Source organism: Alitiscatomonas aceti (assembly GCF_025567195.1).
Lineage (GTDB): Bacteria > Bacillota > Clostridia > Lachnospirales > Lachnospiraceae > Alitiscatomonas > Alitiscatomonas aceti.
Genome location: NZ_JAOQJF010000013.1, coordinates 1 through 17,076 on the forward strand (window position 1 = coordinate 1; position 17,076 = coordinate 17,076).

General features: G+C 54.2%; 15 protein-coding genes. All 15 read right to left on the reverse strand.

Features of this window, described 5'->3' with window-relative positions; translation table 11 throughout:
• Positions 1 to 110: 110 nt before the first annotated feature.
• Positions 111 to 1,127 carry an ABC transporter ATP-binding protein gene (locus OCV69_RS08000; RefSeq protein WP_158358584.1) on the reverse strand — a complete coding sequence of 339 codons (1,017 nt, stop codon included), beginning with the start codon at positions 1,125 to 1,127 and terminating at the stop codon, positions 111 to 113.
• Positions 1,120 to 2,127 (reverse strand): ABC transporter ATP-binding protein, encoded by a 1,008-nt coding sequence (locus OCV69_RS08005; RefSeq protein WP_158358583.1) that lies wholly within the window; start codon positions 2,125 to 2,127, stop codon positions 1,120 to 1,122. The genes OCV69_RS08000 and OCV69_RS08005 overlap by 8 nt, the downstream gene beginning before the upstream one ends.
• 10 nt (positions 2,128 to 2,137) lie before the next feature.
• Positions 2,138 to 3,064: an ABC transporter permease gene (locus OCV69_RS08010; protein ID WP_022273381.1), complete on the reverse strand. Its 927-nt coding sequence runs from the start codon at positions 3,062 to 3,064 to the stop codon at positions 2,138 to 2,140.
• Positions 3,065 to 3,075: 11 nt separating this feature from the next.
• A complete protein-coding gene (locus OCV69_RS08015) occupies positions 3,076 to 3,999 on the reverse strand; it encodes an ABC transporter permease (protein WP_022273380.1) in 924 nt (307 codons plus the stop codon).
• Positions 3,993 to 5,972, reverse strand: coding sequence for an alpha/beta hydrolase family protein (locus tag OCV69_RS08020; protein WP_158358582.1), 1,980 nt, complete (start codon positions 5,970 to 5,972; stop codon positions 3,993 to 3,995). Before OCV69_RS08020 ends, OCV69_RS08015 begins: the two co-directional genes overlap by 7 nt.
• Positions 5,973 to 5,991: 19 nt before the next feature.
• A complete protein-coding gene (locus tag OCV69_RS08025; protein WP_262563052.1) occupies positions 5,992 to 7,698 on the reverse strand; it encodes a peptide ABC transporter substrate-binding protein in 1,707 nt (568 codons plus the stop codon).
• Positions 7,699 to 7,859: 161 nt separating this feature from the next.
• Positions 7,860 to 8,300, reverse strand: coding sequence for an Lrp/AsnC family transcriptional regulator (locus OCV69_RS08030; protein ID WP_022273377.1), 441 nt, complete (start codon positions 8,298 to 8,300; stop codon positions 7,860 to 7,862).
• Complete coding sequence (dapF, locus tag OCV69_RS08035; RefSeq protein ID WP_158358580.1) at positions 8,297 to 9,112, reverse strand: diaminopimelate epimerase; 816 nt, start codon at positions 9,110 to 9,112, stop codon at positions 8,297 to 8,299. Before dapF ends, OCV69_RS08030 begins: the two co-directional genes overlap by 4 nt.
• A gap of 4 nt (positions 9,113 to 9,116) precedes the next feature.
• On the reverse strand, positions 9,117 to 9,488 hold the full coding sequence (locus tag OCV69_RS08040; RefSeq protein WP_022273375.1) for an ArsR/SmtB family transcription factor: 372 nt from the start codon (positions 9,486 to 9,488) through the stop codon (positions 9,117 to 9,119).
• A 13-nt stretch (positions 9,489 to 9,501) separates the two neighbouring features.
• Positions 9,502 to 10,479 (reverse strand): 6-phosphofructokinase, encoded by a 978-nt coding sequence (gene pfkA / locus OCV69_RS08045; RefSeq protein WP_022273374.1) that lies wholly within the window; start codon positions 10,477 to 10,479, stop codon positions 9,502 to 9,504.
• A 51-nt stretch (positions 10,480 to 10,530) separates the two neighbouring features.
• Positions 10,531 to 14,010: a DNA polymerase III subunit alpha gene (locus OCV69_RS08050; RefSeq protein WP_158358579.1), complete on the reverse strand. Its 3,480-nt coding sequence runs from the start codon at positions 14,008 to 14,010 to the stop codon at positions 10,531 to 10,533.
• A gap of 57 nt (positions 14,011 to 14,067) precedes the next feature.
• A complete protein-coding gene (locus tag OCV69_RS08055; RefSeq protein WP_022273372.1) occupies positions 14,068 to 14,322 on the reverse strand; it encodes an HPr family phosphocarrier protein in 255 nt (84 codons plus the stop codon).
• A 34-nt stretch (positions 14,323 to 14,356) separates the two neighbouring features.
• The gene (gene whiA, locus OCV69_RS08060) at positions 14,357 to 15,319 is read right to left on the reverse strand and encodes a DNA-binding protein WhiA (protein WP_158358578.1); all 963 of its coding nucleotides are present in this window, start codon (positions 15,317 to 15,319) and stop codon (positions 14,357 to 14,359) included.
• Positions 15,320 to 16,189 (reverse strand): RNase adapter RapZ, encoded by an 870-nt coding sequence (rapZ, locus tag OCV69_RS08065; RefSeq protein WP_022273370.1) that lies wholly within the window; start codon positions 16,187 to 16,189, stop codon positions 15,320 to 15,322.
• Between the two features lie 12 nt (positions 16,190 to 16,201).
• Positions 16,202 to 17,065: a UDP-N-acetylmuramate dehydrogenase gene (gene murB / locus OCV69_RS08070; protein WP_158358577.1), complete on the reverse strand. Its 864-nt coding sequence runs from the start codon at positions 17,063 to 17,065 to the stop codon at positions 16,202 to 16,204.
• Between the last annotated feature and the right edge of the window lie 11 nt (positions 17,066 to 17,076).

The following is a 17,076-nucleotide window of genomic DNA, read 5'->3' on the forward strand; positions in this document are numbered from 1 at the left end:
AGAAAACCATAGCCCTGAAAAAGCCAGGAGTTCTGCGGACTGTCTCATTCTTTTGTTATCCGGGGAAAAAATCGGTATTAACCGACAGCCCCATTTTTAACTATCTTTCTCTACTTCCCAGCCTCCGCATAAAAGCATGCCGCCTTATGTCCGCCAAAGTCCCGCATTTCCGGCCGGGACTTTCCGCACTCCTCTGTGGCCATGGGACAGCGCCCCTTGAAGGGACAGCCCGCCGGGGGATTGATGGGCGTGGGCAGCTCGCCCTCCAGCTTGATCCGGGACCGAGACTTGGCCACGTCAGGATCCGGAATGGGAATTGCCGACAGAAGGGCCTTTGTATACGGATGGATCGGATGCTCGTATACCTGGTCTGCCGGCCCCTCCTCCACCAGATGGCCCAGATACATGACGCCGATCCGATGGGAAATATAGTTGACCATGCTCAGATCATGGGCCACGAACAGGTAGGAGATCCCCAGCTCGTCCTGGATCTCCTTTAAGAGATTGATGATCTGGGCCTGGATGGAAACGTCCAGAGCCGAAATGGGCTCGTCACAGATGATGAATCTGGGATTCAGGGCCAGGGTCCTGGCAATGGAGATCCGCTGCCGTTGGCCTCCGGAAAACTCGTGGGGATACCGGCGGATATGGTCCGGCTTTAAGCCCACGGTTTTTAAAAGCTCCGCAGCCCGGTCCTCCCGGTCCTTGGAGGAATCTAAGATCCCGTGGATCTCCATGGGCTCTTTAATGATCTCGCCCACGGTCATTCTGGGATTTAAGGACGCGTAGGGATCCTGGAAGATCATCTGCACCTCTTTCCGGAAGTGCTTTTCCTCCTCCTTCCCCAGCCTTGCGATATCCTGGCCCTTATAAAGGACCTTCCCTCCGGTAGCCGGGTAGATCTTTACCAGGGTGCGGCCCAGGGTGGACTTTCCGCAGCCCGATTCTCCCACCAGGCCGTAGGTCTCTCCCTCGCCCACATAAAAGCTCACGTCGTCCACAGCCTTTACGATCTGCTTCGGGGAAAACAGGCCCTTGGTCACATCAAAATGCGTCTTTAAATGGTCAACCTGAAGAAGCGGGGCCTTCTCTCCTGCCGCTTCCTTTCTGATCTCTGCATCAGCCATGGTTCTCCCCCTTTCTCCTGTTGGCCTCCTCCAGCCAGCAGGCGCACTGGTGGGTGGCGGAATATGTAGTCACCTCCGGCATATAAAGCTTACATACCTTCATGGCCTCCGGGCACCGGTCCACAAAGGGACATCCGGCCGGCGGCTTTAAAAGATCCGGCGGAGAGCCTGCAATGGGCTTCAGCTTCTCCTTCTTTTCCGGATTGTGGACACACTGTAAAAGTCCCCTGGTATAGGGGTGCTTCGGATCGTAGAAGATCTCCCGGTCGCTGCCGGATTCCACGATCTTTCCTCCGTACATAATAAGGATCCGGTCACAGAGACTGGCCACCACACCCAGATCGTGGGTGATCATGATCACCGAGGAATTCATTTTTTCCTTCATATCCCGGATCAGATCCAGCACCTGGGCCTGGATAGTCACGTCCAGGGCCGTGGTGGGCTCGTCGGCAATGATGAGCTTCGGATTGTTGGCCAGGGCAATGGCAATGATGATCCTCTGGCGCATGCCGCCGGAAAATTCATGGGGATACTGGTTCAGCCGCTTTTCCGGAGACGGGATCCCCACCTGCCCCATAAGTTCAATGGCACGGGCACGGGCTTCGGCGTCCGTCACCTTCTGGTGGTTTTTAATGACCTCTGTGATCTGCTTTCCGATCTTCACCACAGGATTTAAAAAGGTCATGGGATCCTGGAAGATCATGGCCATCTGATTGCCGCGGATCTGATCCATGGCCGCCTCATAGGCCTTATGGTCCGGGAAGGCGCTTTCTGTGATCTCCTGTCCATTTAAGGAAACGCTGCCGCCAGTGATGGAGCCGTTTCCGGCCAGAAGGCCCATGACCGAATACATGGTCACGCTCTTTCCGCTTCCGGATTCACCTACAATGCCCACAGCCTCCGATTCTCCCACAGAGAAGCTGATGTCCCGCACCGCATGGACCGTACCCTGGTCGGTATGAAAGTCTACACACAAATTTTTTACGTCCAATAATGCCATGGTACACCTCCTAACGGTTCTTGGGATCCAGCGCTTCTCCCACGCCGTCGCCGATAAAGTTTAAGGAAAGCACGGTGAGGCAGATGGCAAGCACCGGCCACACGATCTGTAAGGGATAGCTCTGGATCACCGATCTGGCCTCGCTGGCCAGGGTTCCCCAGCTGGCCTGGGGCAGGGAGATGCCGATTCCGATGAAGGCCAGGAAGGACTCGGTGAAAATGGCCTCTGGCACCATTAAGGTGGTGGAAACGATGATGGGGCCCATACAGTTGATGATCAGATGCTTAAACAGGATCCGGAGCTTTCCGGCGCCGATGACATAGGCCGCCAGGGCAAACTCCTGCTGCTTTAAGGTCTGCACCTGGGTACGCACCTGCCTGGCCATTCCGATCCAGGAGGATACGCAGATGCCTAAAAGCACAGAGCCGATGTTGGAGCCGAATACCATCATGATAAGGATCACGTAGAGCATGGACGGGATGGAATAAATACAGTCGATGATCCGCATCATGACCATGTCCACCTTTCCTCCCACAAAGCCGGAGATGCCGCCGTATACCACGCCGATGATCAGGTTTAAAAATGCAGCCACAAAGCCCACAGCCAGGCTGATCCTGGCTCCGAACATCAGGCGTACCAGGATATCCCGGCCCAGCTTATCGGTCCCCAGAAGGTGGGACGCCGACGGAAGGGCGTTGCGCAGGTCCAGATCCTGGGCGTCATATGTATAAGGGGATACCATGGGTACAAAAATGGCCAGAAGGATCATGATGGATAAAAATACCAGACCTCCCAGGGCCAGCTTATTCTTTTTAAAGCACCGCCAGGCGTCCTGCAGATAGGTCTTGCTCTCCATGGCGATAAATTCCGTATTCTTCTCGCTGTCGTCCAGTTTTTCAAACATGGAATCGTCCAGGAGTACCTTTGTCTCTTCCATTTTACCGCCTCCTATCTGCCAAGCTTGATCCGCGGGTCGATCATCGCGTTGGCTATGTCTGTGATGATGTTTGCAATAATAATGAACGCTCCGTAAAGGATCGTCAGGGCCATGATCATGGTATAGTCACGGTTGGTGATGCTGGTGACGAACTCCGCGCCGATGCCGGGAATGGAATACAGGCTCTCAATAACGAAGCTGCCCGTAAGCAGGGTGGCGATCATGGGGCCCGCATAGGTGATAACCGGGAGCATGGCATTTTTTAAACCATGGCGCAGGATCACCAGCTTTTCCGGCGTGCCCTTGGACCGGGCCAGAACCATGTAGTCCTGCTTCATCACTTCACGCAGGCTGGAGCGCACCAGCCTGGCGATCATGGAGATGGGGGCAAAGGACATACCCACGGCCGGAAGGATATAGTGGAGGGGGCTGTCCAGGCCCACAAAGGGAAGCCACTGGAGCACCACGCCGAACAGAAGGAGCAGCAGCACCGACAGCAGGAAGCCGGGCATACTGACCCCCGCCGTGGCGATGACCAGTACCAGGTTCGCCAGCCATTTTTTCTTCGTAAACGCCGCCACGGTCCCCAGAAAGATCCCCGTCACCAGGGCAAAGGTGATGCTGACCGCGCCCAGGCGCATGGTATAGGGAAGGCCGTTTTTAATGATCTTATCGATGCTCTTTCCCTTTCTGTAAATGGATACGCCGAAATCGCCCTTGGCGGCATTTTTTAAATACATCACATACTGCTCGGACACAGGCTTATCCAGGCCGTATTTTTCATAAAGCCGCTCCTTCACCTTGGCCGGAAGCTTGCTGGTCTCTCCGGCAAAGGGAGAGCCGGGGATCACATGCATCAGGAAAAAGGTGACAGTGGCCAGAAGAAACAGGGTGAAAGCGCCCACTGCCAGGCGCTTTGCAATATACTTTAACATTCGCTTTTTTCTCCTTTAAGATACAGATCAAACCAGTCGTTCATCTCCTTCAGACGGTGCATCCGGTGCAGAGGCTTTCCGCTTCTGGAGAGCTCATGGTTCTCTCCCTCGAACAGCACGGCCTTCGAGGGTACTCCGTGATATTTGATGGCCGCGAACATCTGCATTCCCTCTGACAGGGGGCAGTTATAATCCTTTAAGGAATGGATGAACATGGTCGGAGTCTTTACCCGGTCTGCGTAAGCCACCGGAGAACGCTCCCACAGCTCCTTGGGAGCCGTCCACGGCGTCTTTCCTCCGTTTTCGTTGACGTCAAAGGAAAATCCGATCTCGCTGCAGCCAAAATCACTGAGCCAGTTGGAGAAGCTCCTCTGGCTTACAGCAGCCGCGAACCGGTCCGTGTGGCCGATGATCCAGTTGGTCATCCAGCCGCCGTAGCTGCCGCCGGTGACACCGATCCGGGCCGTATCGATGGCCGGATACTGTTCACATACGTGATCCACAAACTCCATGAAATCCTGGAAGTCGATGGTGCCGTATTTTTCTCTCAGGTCCGCGAACTCGTCGCCGCGGCCGTCGCCGCCCCTGGGGTTGCAGAGCATGACGAAATATCCATTGTTGGCGAATACCTGCATCTCATGGAACATGGTATTTCCAAAGGCCACTCTGGGGCCGCCGTGCATATCCAGGATCGCCGGGTACTTCTTTGAGGGATCGTAATCCTTGGGAAGGATCACCCAGCCGTCGATGTCCACGCCGTCGGAATCCGTAAAGCCCGCCGGATGGAGCTCACCCACATACCGGTCCTTTAAGGCCGCACCGTTAAGGTCAGAGATCTGGCGGTATGTATTGGAGGCAGAATCATAGAGGTAGATCTCCTGGAGCTTTCCGGGCGTTCTTCCCACCATGGCGAAACCGCCCTCCACCTGGCAGAAGCAGTCCACGGAACCGTCAAAATCCACTGCCGTGGAAACACAGCCGTCCTTTGCAGAAAGCACTGGTCCCCTGGTGCGGGCGCAGGAGGTAAAATACGGAACTCCTTCCTTCACCAGGAATTTTTTTCCTCCTCCCAGGGATATATCCCCAGTGGGAACAGAGCCCACGGAATTGCCGTGCTTTGCAAAAAGCGCTGCTTTTCCGTTTTCCCATACATAAAGATCCGGATACTGGCCGCTGCCGTATTTGTCCATGGTGCTTCCGGCAAAGAACACCTTCAAGTCCCGGCCTTCTCCGCAGCAGCCGAAAAGACCGATGTGCATGTCCCCGTCCTTCACGTATTCCGTAGTGGTCTTTGTCCGGCAGTCGTAGCCGTACATGCCGTTCTTCATGGGCAGCACCTGGTCGTAGGAAACGCCTGTGTACACAATGGTCTCCCCGGAAAGCTCAAAGCCGCTTACGGCAAACAGGGGAGCTGTCACCCGCTCACAGACTCCTTCTTCTTCCTGGTAAGTAAACAGGGTATTTCTGAACCTGGACACAAAATATGCGCCGTTCTCCCAGTAGGGAAGCTCCTCGATGATGTGGTAGTCCTGGTATTCCTTCAGGCCGTCCTCGTCCTCCGGCTTATTGAGATCCACTGTGGCGGAAAATACGTAGGAGCCGTCGGCCATTTTTTTCATGTCATTGACGGAATATGGGATCTCAAAGGCCCGTTCTGCCTCTCCTCCCTTTAAGGAAAGGCGGTAGAACACGGTCTTTTCCTTTCCGTCCTTTGCCTTGTCCTCGTGTTTTCTCACTGAGGAGAACAAAAGCGTATCCTCGCTGTCAAATAAAAGATGGGATTCCGCGCCAAAGGAAGTCAGTTTCCTGACTTCCCCTGTGCAAAAATCCGCGATATATGCCCATGAATCATAGCTGTTCTTTTCCTTATTGGCCTGCTTTGCCAGGAAAGCCGCCTTTTTCCCCGACGGGGATGCCACGATCCCCGACAGAAACTTATAATCCAGTAAATCGCTGATTTTTAACTTTTCCATGACCGTTTTTTAAGTCCTCCTATTCAAAATATCCGTAAGAGTAGACCGGAACATCGCCCGGCGTCATGTAAACGCCCTTCAGGTTCTCTTTCTTTAATGCCGGCTCGTTGAAATCAAATAACGGGATCACATATACCTGCTCCTCCACCAGATACGTTTCGATCTCATGGAGCTTGTTCATATATTCAGTCCTGTCAACGATCTTTGTCACGTCTGTCATCATCTGGTCGTAGGTATCGTCCGCCACGGCCGCCACCGGCTGCATGGCCTGGGTCCACTGGTTTAAGAACTCGGACGGATCGTTGGTGCACATAAGCGCATAACGGGCCATCTCAAAGTCGCCCTGGTCGATCTGGTCGTAGAACACGCCGGACTCAACCACTTCCAATTCCACATTGACGCCCACGGCCTTCCACATCTGCTCTAACATCTGGGCCACATCAGCGTGGATGGAGTTGTTGGAATATTTATACTTTAAAGTCAGAGGATTGGATTCGTCATAGCCGGCTTCCTTTAAGAGCTCCTTGGCCTTTTCCGGATCGTATGCCTGGTAAAGCTGCTTTGCATCTCCTTCTTTACGGAAATCGTCCTCTGCTCCCTTCATTCCAAAAGGAACGTATCCGTAAAGGGGCGTATAGAAGTTGCCGGCATTGATGGCCTTCACGATCTCATCCCGGTTAATGGAAATAGCCAGGGCGCGGCGCACATTCACATCCTTTAATGCCTCCGGTCCCTTTTCCCCGGAGTTTAAGTCGATGGAGTATACCGACTGCTGGGGACGGTTCCACAGCTCATTCTGATTTTCATAGGTGGAAACGATGGAGGCGCTGATGGCCAGGGCCGCATCCAGATCGCCGGTCTTGAAGGCTGCCGCCTGGGCATCCATATCGGGCATTACCTGGAAGGTGATCTCATCCACCGTCACATCCTCTGCATCGTAGAAGCTTTCATTTTTTGTAAGGACCACCTTCTCATTCTCATTGCAGTAGTCCAGCACATAGGCGCCAGTCACCGGGTATCCCGGCTCCACAGCCCACTCAGAAAATCCGGCCTCTGCCACATCCTCTCTTAAAGGAAGGAAGCCGCCGCCGCATAAAAGGCCTGTGAAGAATGCACAGGGTGTTTTTAAATGATACACCACTGTTGTATCATCCAGAGCCTCCACACCGGCAAAGGAGAAGGTCTCCAGATCCACCTCTGTATCTGCCAGATACTCCTCTGCGCCTTCCAGATAGCGGACCATCTTATCTGTAACGAAGCCGTTTTCTGCACCGTAGGTCAGGTTCCTGTTGATCCCAAAAACAAAATCGTGGGCTGTAATGGGCTCACCATCGCTCCATACCAGGCCGTCCTTTAATTTGATTGTATAGGTAAGGCCGTCCTCGCTGACCTCCGGCTCTCCGGCTGCCAGATCCGGCACCACGCTGCCGTCCTCTAATTTTTTATACAGACCGGCATACATATGAGCCAGGGCATACCGATTGACTGTCTCCGTGGAAAGGCCCGGATCCAGAGTCGTAAACTGCTGGCCAACGCCGACGGTAATGGAAACCGGCTCGCCGTCTCCCTTTTCTGCCGCAGAGGTATCTGCCTCTTTGGATGCTTCTTTTGATGTCTCTCCGGACTGGGAGCTTCCGGAATCACCGGAGCCGCTGTTTCCGCATCCGGCCAGAAAACTCATACACATGGAAGCCGCAAGAACGGCTGAAAGGACCTTCTTTTTCATATCTGCTCTCCTCCTTATGTCACTGTCTGAATGTTTATGCATGCTATTATACGACTATATGAATAAAAATGCAAGCACATTTTATAAATATAATAGCCCCGGAACAGTCTTTTCTGCATTTTCCTGCATAACTGACTGTTCCGGGGCTTAAAATATACGGATTATTCCTGGATCTGGATCCCTCTGGGACCTACATGAGTCGCAAATACGATCTGGGTACTGGTCTTTCCAAATTTCTGAAGCTGTCCCAGAAAGGTATCCAGCTTCATGGTACTTTCAAAGGCTGCTTTCATGATCACCGAATATTCACCGGTCACACTGCTGCATTCCAGTATATTCGGTATGGACTCTGCATATTTGTAAAATTTATTCTTGTCCTCCGGCTGGACGTTCAGATTGATGTACGCCAGGATATGGTATCCCATCCGGATAGGGCTCACCTTTGCCTCATAGCCCAGGATGATCCCGTCGTTCTCCATCCGCTCGATCCTGGCGGATACTGCCGGAGAGGATAAAAATGTTTTTTCTGCAATGGTCTTTAAGGAAAGCCGTCCATTCTGCTGCAGAAGCTTCAGGATCTCCTTATCTACACGGTCGATCATACGTTATTCTCCTTTAAACCGATCTCGCCATGGTACACCTCCACGGCCGGACCAGTCATATAGACCCGGTCGTTCTCCCGGTCCCAGCGGATATTTAAAACGCCTCCCAGAAGCTCCACATCCACCTGGCTTCCGGTCTTTCCGTTTAAGGCGCAGGCCACAGCCACGGCGCAGGCTCCGGTGCCGCAGGCCAGGGTCTCTCCCGAGCCCCGCTCCCAGACCCGCATGATCACATGGCCCTCATCCACTACCTGGACGAACTCTGTGTTAGTCCTTCCCGGAAAGCGCTCATGGGACTCAAAGGCCGGTCCGATCTCCTTCAGATCCATCTCCTTCACTCCGTCCATGAACACCACTGCGTGGGGATTTCCCATGGAAACTCCTGTAAACGCATATTCCTTTCCCAGGACCGTGATGGCTTCCCCGATCTCTGAGGTCTGCTCCGGACGGCCCATATCCACGGTCACCGTCTCCACTTTTCCGTCTCTGACATGAAGGCTTAAATGGCGGATCCCCGCCAGAGTTTCCACGTCGATCTCTGTTTTATCCACAATGCCATGATCGTAAACGTACTTCCCCACACAGCGGATGCCGTTGCCGCACATGGTCCCCTGGGAACCGTCCAGATTATACATATCCATCTGGCAGTCTGCCTTCTCTGACGGCTTTATGAGGATCAGTCCGTCAGAGCCGATCCCGAAATTCCGGCTGCTGACGAACCTGGCCGTCTCCTCCGGATGTTCCACTGTCTCCTCAAAGCAGTTTACATAGACATAGTCGTTTCCCAGTCCCTGCATTTTTGTAAATTTCATTTTTCTACTCTCCGATATGCTCCATCCCCTGGGCGAGGATTGTTTCTATGTGGCTGTCTGCCAGGGAATAAAGAACGCTCCGGCCATCCCTGCGGAATTTTACCAGACGCATCTGCTTCAGGATCCGGAGCTGGTGGGAGATCGCCGACTGGCCCATATTTAAAAGGCTGGCGATGTCGCAGACGCACAGCTCCGACTGGCTTAAGGCATAAAGGATCCGGATCCTGGTGGAATCCCCGAACACACGGAAAAATTCCGCCAGCTGCTGGAGCTCGTCTCCCTGGGGCATCACGTCCATGACCTGCTTTACCACCTGCTCGTGGACGTGGATAAAATCACAGTGGGGGGCTATTTTTTCGTCCTCTTTTCTTCCCATTCTCTTCCCTCTTTTAGCGGACCAGAAGCTTACTGATCTCGAACTGCTCCTCTGAGATATCCTTCGTCATGTTCAGCGCTTCCTGGATATCGTAATCCACAAACCGGCCGCCTCTGTACGCTACGATCCGGTTGCTCTTTCCTTCCCATAAAAGCTCCGCCGCCTTGGCTCCCATAATGGAGGCGTAGACACGATCCTTACAGGTAGGGGTGCCGCCCCGCTGGATGTGGCCGATGATGGTGGCCCGGGTCTCGATCCCTGTGGCCGCCTCGATCCGTCTTGCCATGGACGTGGAGTGGCCGATCCCCTCGGCGTTGATGATGATGTGGTGTTTTTTGCCGCGCTTTCTGTTTTCAATGATGCGGTTGATGAGATACTGCTCATTGCCATCATACCGCTCTGGAAGCAGGATATCCTCGGCTCCGTTGGCGATCCCGCACCACAAGGCAATGTATCCCGCACGGCGGCCCATTACCTCGATGATGCTGCACCGCTCATGGGAGGTGGACGTATCCCTTACCTTATCAATAGCCTCCATGGCTGTGTTGACAGCTGTATCAAAACCGATGGTATAATCGGTACATGCGATGTCAAGGTCAATGGTTCCCGGAAGTCCGATGGTATTGATCCCCAGGGCAGAAAGTTTTCCCGCTCCCCGGAAGGAACCGTCACCGCCGATGACAACGACTCCGTCGATGCCGTGCTTCCTGCAGATCTCTGCACCCATCTTCTGGCCTTCCTCCGTCTGGAACTCTTCACAACGCGCTGTATAAAGGATCGTGCCTCCCCGGTTGATGGTATCGGCAACGCTGACGCTGTCCATATCCACGATCTCTTCCTGGAGAAGTCCCGCATATCCTCTCATGATGCCCTTTACCTTGAGGCCTTTATTGATGGCCGTCCTTACGACTGCACGGATCGCCGCGTTCATTCCGGGCGCGTCGCCGCCGCTTGTCAGTACGCCGATGGTCTTAACCTCTTTTTTTGCCATATGTTCATTCCTCCAAATTACCTGCATGCTCATTGATGCCTAATCCCTAGTTTAATCTATTTTATCCCGCTTTTCAATGGTTTTTTGCACAACTTTGACATTTTTTTCACCAAGTAAAGTGTACAGTTCCTCCAAAAGCCTTCCCTGGGCGTTGATGGCCCAGCTGGGAGACAGCCGTCTGAGCTTTCTCTCCTTCTTCAGATACATGACCACCCGGTCCTTCCCCTCGGATTCCCGAAGGACCGCCATGACGCTGTCCACGGTCCTTTCATAAAACTCCTGGTCCTCAAACTGGAGCCACAGCTCGTTGGGAATGGCGGAAAACGGGATCACTTCCTCACATACCAGCTTTCCCACCGGATCGTCTCCAATGGAAGCCCGGCCCCGTAAAAAGACCTTGGAATCCTCCGTCAGATACTGCTTGTTTTTCTCATAGATCTTCGGAAAGACCAGGGCCTCCACGGTCCCCACCATGTCCTCCAGGGACACAAAGGCCATCAGCTGGCTGGTGCGGGTGGTCTTTACCTTTTTGGCCGTGATCATGCCTCCCACCACCACAATGGAATTATCCTCCACCACCGTATGGCCGTCCTCATCCACGATGAAATCTGAGGTCCGGGCCGTCACGTTCTTCTGCCACAGCTCCTGGTATGCCTCCATGGGATGGCCGCTGACGTAGATCCCCAGGGTCTCCTTTTCAAAGGCCAGAAGTGTCTCCTTATCAAATTCCCCCACATCCGGGAAGGACACCTGGAAATTGCCTTTGTCTTCCTCCGGCGCAATATCGAAGAAGCTCATCTGCCCCTCCATCACTGTCTTTTTCTCCCGTGCCTTGTTTTCCAGGAGCTCCGATGAAACGTACAGCTTCTGCTTCCTGGTGCCTGGAAGGGAATCCAGGGAACCGGATTTTATGAAGCTCTCCAGGGTCCTCTTATTGACCTCCCGGTTGGACATCCTGGATACAAAATCCTCCAGGGTGGAAAACGGCCCGCCCGTCTCCCGCTCGGAGATGATCACGTCCACCACAGCCCGGCCCACGCTCTTAATGGCCGAAAGCCCATAGCGGATGCTGTTCCCGGAAACGGAAAAGCCGCTCACGCCCTCGTTGATATCCGGAGGCAGGATCCCGATCCCCATGTTCCGGCAGGCCAGGATATATTCTGACACCTTTGTGACATTATCCATGATGGAGGTCATAAGGGCGGCCATGAATTCCCTGGGATAGTAGTATTTTAAATAGGCCGTCTGATAGGCCACCACGGCGTAGGCCGCCGCATGGGACTTATTGAAGGCGTATTTGGCGAAATCCGTCATGTCGTCAAAGATCTGGTTGGCCGTCTTTTCGTCAATGCCGTTGGCCGCACAGCCTTTTACTCCCTCTTCCTCATTGCCGTAAACGAAATTCTTCCGCTCCCTGGCCATGACATCCGCTTTTTTCTTGGACATGGCACGGCGCACCAGGTCGCTCCTTCCCAGGGTATACCCGGCCAGGTCTCGGACGATCTGCATGACCTGCTCCTGGTACACGATACAGCCGTAAGTGGGCTTTAAGATATGCTCCAGCTGGGGGCAGGTATAGGTGATGGCCGCCGGATCATTCTTTCCCTTTAAATATTTGGGGATGAAATCCATGGGGCCCGGGCGGTACAGGGAGATCCCGGCGATGATATCCTCAAGGCTCTCCGGCTTCAGCTCCTTCATGAAGCTCTTCATTCCGCCGCTCTCCAGCTGGAACACGCCGTCGTCCTTTCCTGTTCCGATGGACTCCATGACCTTTTTATCATTGAAATCAATGTGGTCCAGATCCAGCTTTACACCATGGTCCTTCTGGATCATGGCCACGGCATCCTGGAGCACGGTCAGGGTCCTGAGACCCAGGAAATCCATTTTCAAAAGTCCCAGCTCCTCCAGTGTGGTCATTGTAAACTGGGTGGTGATGGTGCCGTCGGAGCCTCGGGACAGGGGCACGTATTCGTCAATGTTCGTCCGGCTGATGACCACTCCGGCCGCATGCATGGACGTATGCCTGGGAAGCCCCTCCAGCCGTCTGGACATGTCGATGAGCTTATGGACCTGCTCGTCGGTATCGTAAAGGGCCTTGAGCTCCGGATTTTTCTTTAAGGCCAGGTCCAGGGTGATGTTCAACTCCGCCGGGACCATTTTGGAGACCTGGTCGCAGAGGCTGTACGGCAGGTCCATGACCCTTCCCACGTCCCGGATCACGCCCCGGGCCGCCAGGGTACCAAAGGTGACGATCTGGGCCACCTGGTCTTTTCCGTATTTCTCCACCACGTAGTCGATGACCTCCTGGCGGCGTTCATAGCAGAAATCCACGTCGATATCCGGCATGGACACCCGCTCCGGGTTCAGGAACCGCTCGAACAGAAGCTGGTAGCGGATGGGATCGATGTTGGTGATCTTTAAGCAGTAGGAAACGATGCTGCCGGCTGCGGAGCCGCGGCCAGGGCCCACGGCGATCCCATGGGATCTGGCAAAGTTTATGAAATCCCATACAATAAGGAAGTAATCCACATAGCCCATGCTCTTTATGACGCCCAGCTCATATTCCAGCCGCTCCTTTAAGGTCCCGTCGTCCTCCGGATACCGCTCCTTAAAGCCTTCGCTGCACAGATGGTTTAAATAGCCCCAGGAATCGTAGCCCTCCGGCACCTCATAGCGCGGCAGCTTTGTGACGCCGAACTCGATCTCCACGTTGCACCGCTCTGCGATCTTTGCCGTATTGTCAATGGCCTCGGGGATGTAGGAAAACAGCTCCCGCATCTCCTCCTCGGATTTCACATAATACTGGCCGCCCTCATACCGCATCCGGTTTTCATCGGCCACCTTTTTTCCCGTCTGGATACATAACAGGATATCGTGGGCCTCCCAGTCCTCGGCGTTGATATAGTGGCAGTCATTGGTGGCTGCCAGGGGGATATCCAGCTCTCTGGAAAGGCGGATGATCCCCTGGTTCACCTGGCGCTGCATGGGGATCCCGTGATCCTGGAGCTCCAGGAAATAATTTCCCCGGCCAAAGATCTCCTGGTATTTTAAGACGGCCTCCTTCGCCTCCTCGTAAAGCCCCCGTGCCAGGAACCTGGGCACCTCTCCGGCCAGACAGGCGCTTAAGGCAATGATCCCCTTATGGTACGTCTTAAGTACCTCCATATCCACCCGGGGCTTATAATAAAAGCCGTCCACATATCCCTTGGAAACGATCTTCATCAGATTCTGATAGCCTTCGTTATTTTCCGCAAGAAGCACCAGATGGTAATACCGGTCCTCGCCATGGACATTTTCCCGGTCAAACCTGGAGCCAGGGGCCACGTAGACCTCACAGCCTAAAATGGGCTTGATCCCCGCCTCCCTGGCTGCCCGGTAAAAATCAATGACGCCGTACATGGCCCCGTGGTCGGTGATGGCCATGCTGTCCATTCCCAGCTCCTTTGCCCTGACCGCCAGCTCTTTTATTTTACTGGAACCGTCCAGGAGACTGTACTCCGTATGGACGTGTAAGTGTGTAAAAGCCATCTGCTGCCTCCTCCGTTAAAAAGAGGCTGTTTCCTATGGGAAAACAGCCTCCTGGACTTAATTATTGCTCAGATATTTCTCAATATCGTTGATCGCCTTTTCTTCATCTGCTCCGTCAGCCGTAACGACCACCTGTTCACCAACCGGAAGGTCCAGTGTCATCATCCCCATGATGCTTTTGGCATTGACTTTTTTATTGTCGCTCTGAACATAAATCCTGCTTTCATAGCTGCTCGCAAGCTGAACCAGCATTGCAATCGGACGTGCCTCCAGACCGGAAGCCAATTCAATAGTAACGGTCCGTTTTGTCATAACAATCCTCCTCATAACACATGGACAGCAAACCTCACTGTCCAGCTCCCTGCTCCTCCCTCAGGCGTTCTGCCAGTTCGCAGAGCTTTCTCAGCCGGTGGTTGACCCCCGACTTTCCAACAGGCGGTTCCAGGTCTTCACCCAGTTCTTTCAGCGTCGCTTCTGGCTTTTCAAGCCGCGCCCTGGCGATCTGCGCCAGCCCTGGCGGCAGGCTCTCAAACCCGGCCGTATCCCGAATGAAAACAATATCGTTGATCTGCTTCACCGCAGCGGACACCGTTTTGTTGATGTTGGCCGTCTCACAGTTTACCTGGCGGTTGACGTTTCCTCTCATCTCCTTCAGGATCCGGATATTTTCCAGCTCCATAAGTGACAGGTGGGCTTCCATCACATTCAGCATGTCGACGATCTGACTTCCCTCTTTAATATATGCCACATAGTACCGTTTCCGCATGACAATTTTTGCCTCTATGTCAAAAGTCGCCATAATGGACTGGATCTGCCGGGCCTTGGGCTCCGTGGCACAGACGATCTCAAAGTGATAAAACTTTTCCGGATCGCTGATGGAGCCGGACGCCAGGAAGGCGCCTCTTAAAAACGCGCGGCGGCAGCATGGATTCTGTACCACCACGTTTCCCACCACCGACAGGTTTTCTCCGATCTCCCCATCTTCGGAAAGCAGCTTTGTGGCCTTCAATACCCGGAGCGCATCCTCGTGCTGTTTTACACAGACGGAATAGACCCGGTTCTTTCCCAGGTGCGCATTCCGGCGTATCGATATGTCAGTTTCTATATTAAATGTTTTTTTCAATAAAGTAAAGCACTTTCTTGCAACTGTTACATTTTCCGTATGGATCTTAATGGTATACCGGTCGTCCCCCGATATCTGGATCCCTCCGCAAAGGCTCAGGATCGCCGCGATCTCTGCGATCTGACAGTGCCTGGCAGGACTCATCTGCCGGGACAGCTCCTCCTTGATTCTGGCAGAAAATGACATCTATCTCACTCCATCCACATCTGCATCCCGGTGCTCCATGCGCACCTCGTACCGTTCCGCCTCTTTCAGGCGCTTAAATACCTCATGGGCAATGGCCACAGACCGGTGCTTCCCTCCGGTGCAGCCCACGGCGATCACTAACTGGTTCTTCCCCTCCTGCTCATACCTGGGGATCAGGAAGCGGAGAAGGTCCATGAGCTTTTCTAAAAATTCCGCGGCCGTACCGCCCTGCATCACATAGTCCCGCACCGGCTCCTCCATCCCCGTATGGAACCGCAGCTCCTCCACATAATAGGGGTTTGGCAGAAACCGCACGTCAAATACCAGGTCCGCGTCCGACGGGATCCCGTATTTAAAACCAAAGCTCAGGACTGTGATGAACAGGCTGCTCTTTTCCCGGTCCCTGGAAAAGAGCGTCCGGATCTCCTTTTTCAGCTCCTTTGTAAGGAGCTTGCTGGTATCCAGCACATAGTCAGCTTCGTCCTTTAAAAAGGCCAGCTTCTCCCTCTCCAGGCTGATGCCCTTTTCCACCCGGCCGGACCGGGACAGGGGATGGCTCCTCCTGGTCTCCTTATAGCGTTTTATGAGCACCTGGTCGCTGGACTCTAAAAACAGGATCTCAAAGGGATAGGAATTCTCCCGCCATTTATTGATGATGGTCTGCAGCTGGGGCAGCTCCCGCCCGCTGCGTATGTCGATGCCCAGGGCGATATCACTGGCGTTGTTCTCGTCCCTTAAGGTCAGCTCTGCAAATTTCTCTATGAGCAGGATGGGCAGGTTATCCACACAGTAGAACCCCATATCCTCAAAAAATTTCAGAGCCGTCGATTTGCCCGCGCCCGACATGCCTGTAACAATGATCAGTCTCACGGCCGTTTCCTCCTAAAATCCGCCCAGGAGCTTTACCTCCAGCTCCAGCTCCACTCCGGACTGCTCCTGCACCCGTCTTTTTACCTCCATGCAGAGTCCGTAGATCTCCGACGCCGTGGCCCCGTTCTGGTTGATGACAAAGCCCGCGTGCTTTTCTGACACGGCAGCTCCCCCCAGCGTGAAGCCCTTAAGACCGGCTTCCTGGATCAGCTGGCCCGCAAAATGGCCCTGGGGTCTTTTAAAGGTGCTTCCGGCGCTGGGATATTCCAGCGGCTGCTTTTCCCTGCGCTTTGCGGAAAGCTCGTCCATCCGGGCCTTTATGGCCTCTGGCTCTCCGCGCTTTAAGGCGTATTCTGCCTCCAGCACCACATAGCCGTTTCCCGGGATGCAGCTGGTGCGGTAGCCCAGCTCCAGCTCCTCTGCCGGGATCCTCTTTATCTGGCCCTCCGGCGTCAGCACCGCGGCGGACAGAAGCACATCCTTTGTTTCCGATCCATAGGCCCCGGCGTTCATGACACAGGCTCCTCCCACGGTCCCCGGGATCCCGGCGGCAAATTCCAGTCCTGTAAGGCCGCATTTTAAGGCCAGACTGGCAGCTTTTGAAAGCAGAACGCCGGAGCCGGCCCGCAGGATCTCCCCCTCGGTCTCCAGCCGGTCAAACCGGCTGGTGCTGATGATGAGGCCCGGATACCCCTGGTCGCTGACCAGAAGGTTGCTCCCGTTTCCCACGATGTACCAGGGCAGGCCGGCCTTTTGGAAGAGGGAGACCAGGGCCCCCAGCTCCTCTGCCGTTTCCGGCTCCGCATACCAGGCGGCCGGTCCCCCGGCCCGGAACGAGGTATGCATCTTCATTGGTTCATTGATCCTTATTTCCATGAAACCTCCTG

Bases quoted from the DNA above. Each gene is read 5' to 3' on its own strand.
- OCV69_RS08000 (WP_158358584.1), bottom strand. From the start codon at position 1,127: ATGGCTGATGCAGAGATCAGAAAGGAAGCGGCAGGAGAGAAGGCCCCG.
- OCV69_RS08005 (WP_158358583.1), bottom strand. From the start codon at position 2,127: ATGGCATTATTGGACGTAAAAAATTTGTGTGTAGACTTTCATACCGAC.
- OCV69_RS08010 (WP_022273381.1), bottom strand. From the start codon at position 3,064: ATGGAAGAGACAAAGGTACTCCTGGACGATTCCATGTTTGAAAAACTG.
- OCV69_RS08015 (WP_022273380.1), bottom strand. From the start codon at position 3,999: ATGTTAAAGTATATTGCAAAGCGCCTGGCAGTGGGCGCTTTCACCCTG.
- OCV69_RS08020 (WP_158358582.1), bottom strand. From the start codon at position 5,972: ATGGAAAAGTTAAAAATCAGCGATTTACTGGATTATAAGTTTCTGTCG.
- OCV69_RS08025 (WP_262563052.1), bottom strand. From the start codon at position 7,698: ATGAAAAAGAAGGTCCTTTCAGCCGTTCTTGCGGCTTCCATGTGTATG.
- OCV69_RS08030 (WP_022273377.1), bottom strand. From the start codon at position 8,300: ATGATCGACCGTGTAGATAAGGAGATCCTGAAGCTTCTGCAGCAGAAT.
- dapF (WP_158358580.1), bottom strand. From the start codon at position 9,112: ATGAAATTTACAAAAATGCAGGGACTGGGAAACGACTATGTCTATGTA.
- OCV69_RS08040 (WP_022273375.1), bottom strand. From the start codon at position 9,488: ATGGGAAGAAAAGAGGACGAAAAAATAGCCCCCCACTGTGATTTTATC.
- pfkA (WP_022273374.1), bottom strand. From the start codon at position 10,479: ATGGCAAAAAAAGAGGTTAAGACCATCGGCGTACTGACAAGCGGCGGC.
- OCV69_RS08050 (WP_158358579.1), bottom strand. From the start codon at position 14,010: ATGGCTTTTACACACTTACACGTCCATACGGAGTACAGTCTCCTGGAC.
- OCV69_RS08055 (WP_022273372.1), bottom strand. From the start codon at position 14,322: ATGACAAAACGGACCGTTACTATTGAATTGGCTTCCGGTCTGGAGGCA.
- whiA (WP_158358578.1), bottom strand. From the start codon at position 15,319: ATGTCATTTTCTGCCAGAATCAAGGAGGAGCTGTCCCGGCAGATGAGT.
- murB (WP_158358577.1), bottom strand. From the start codon at position 17,065: ATGGAAATAAGGATCAATGAACCAATGAAGATGCATACCTCGTTCCGG.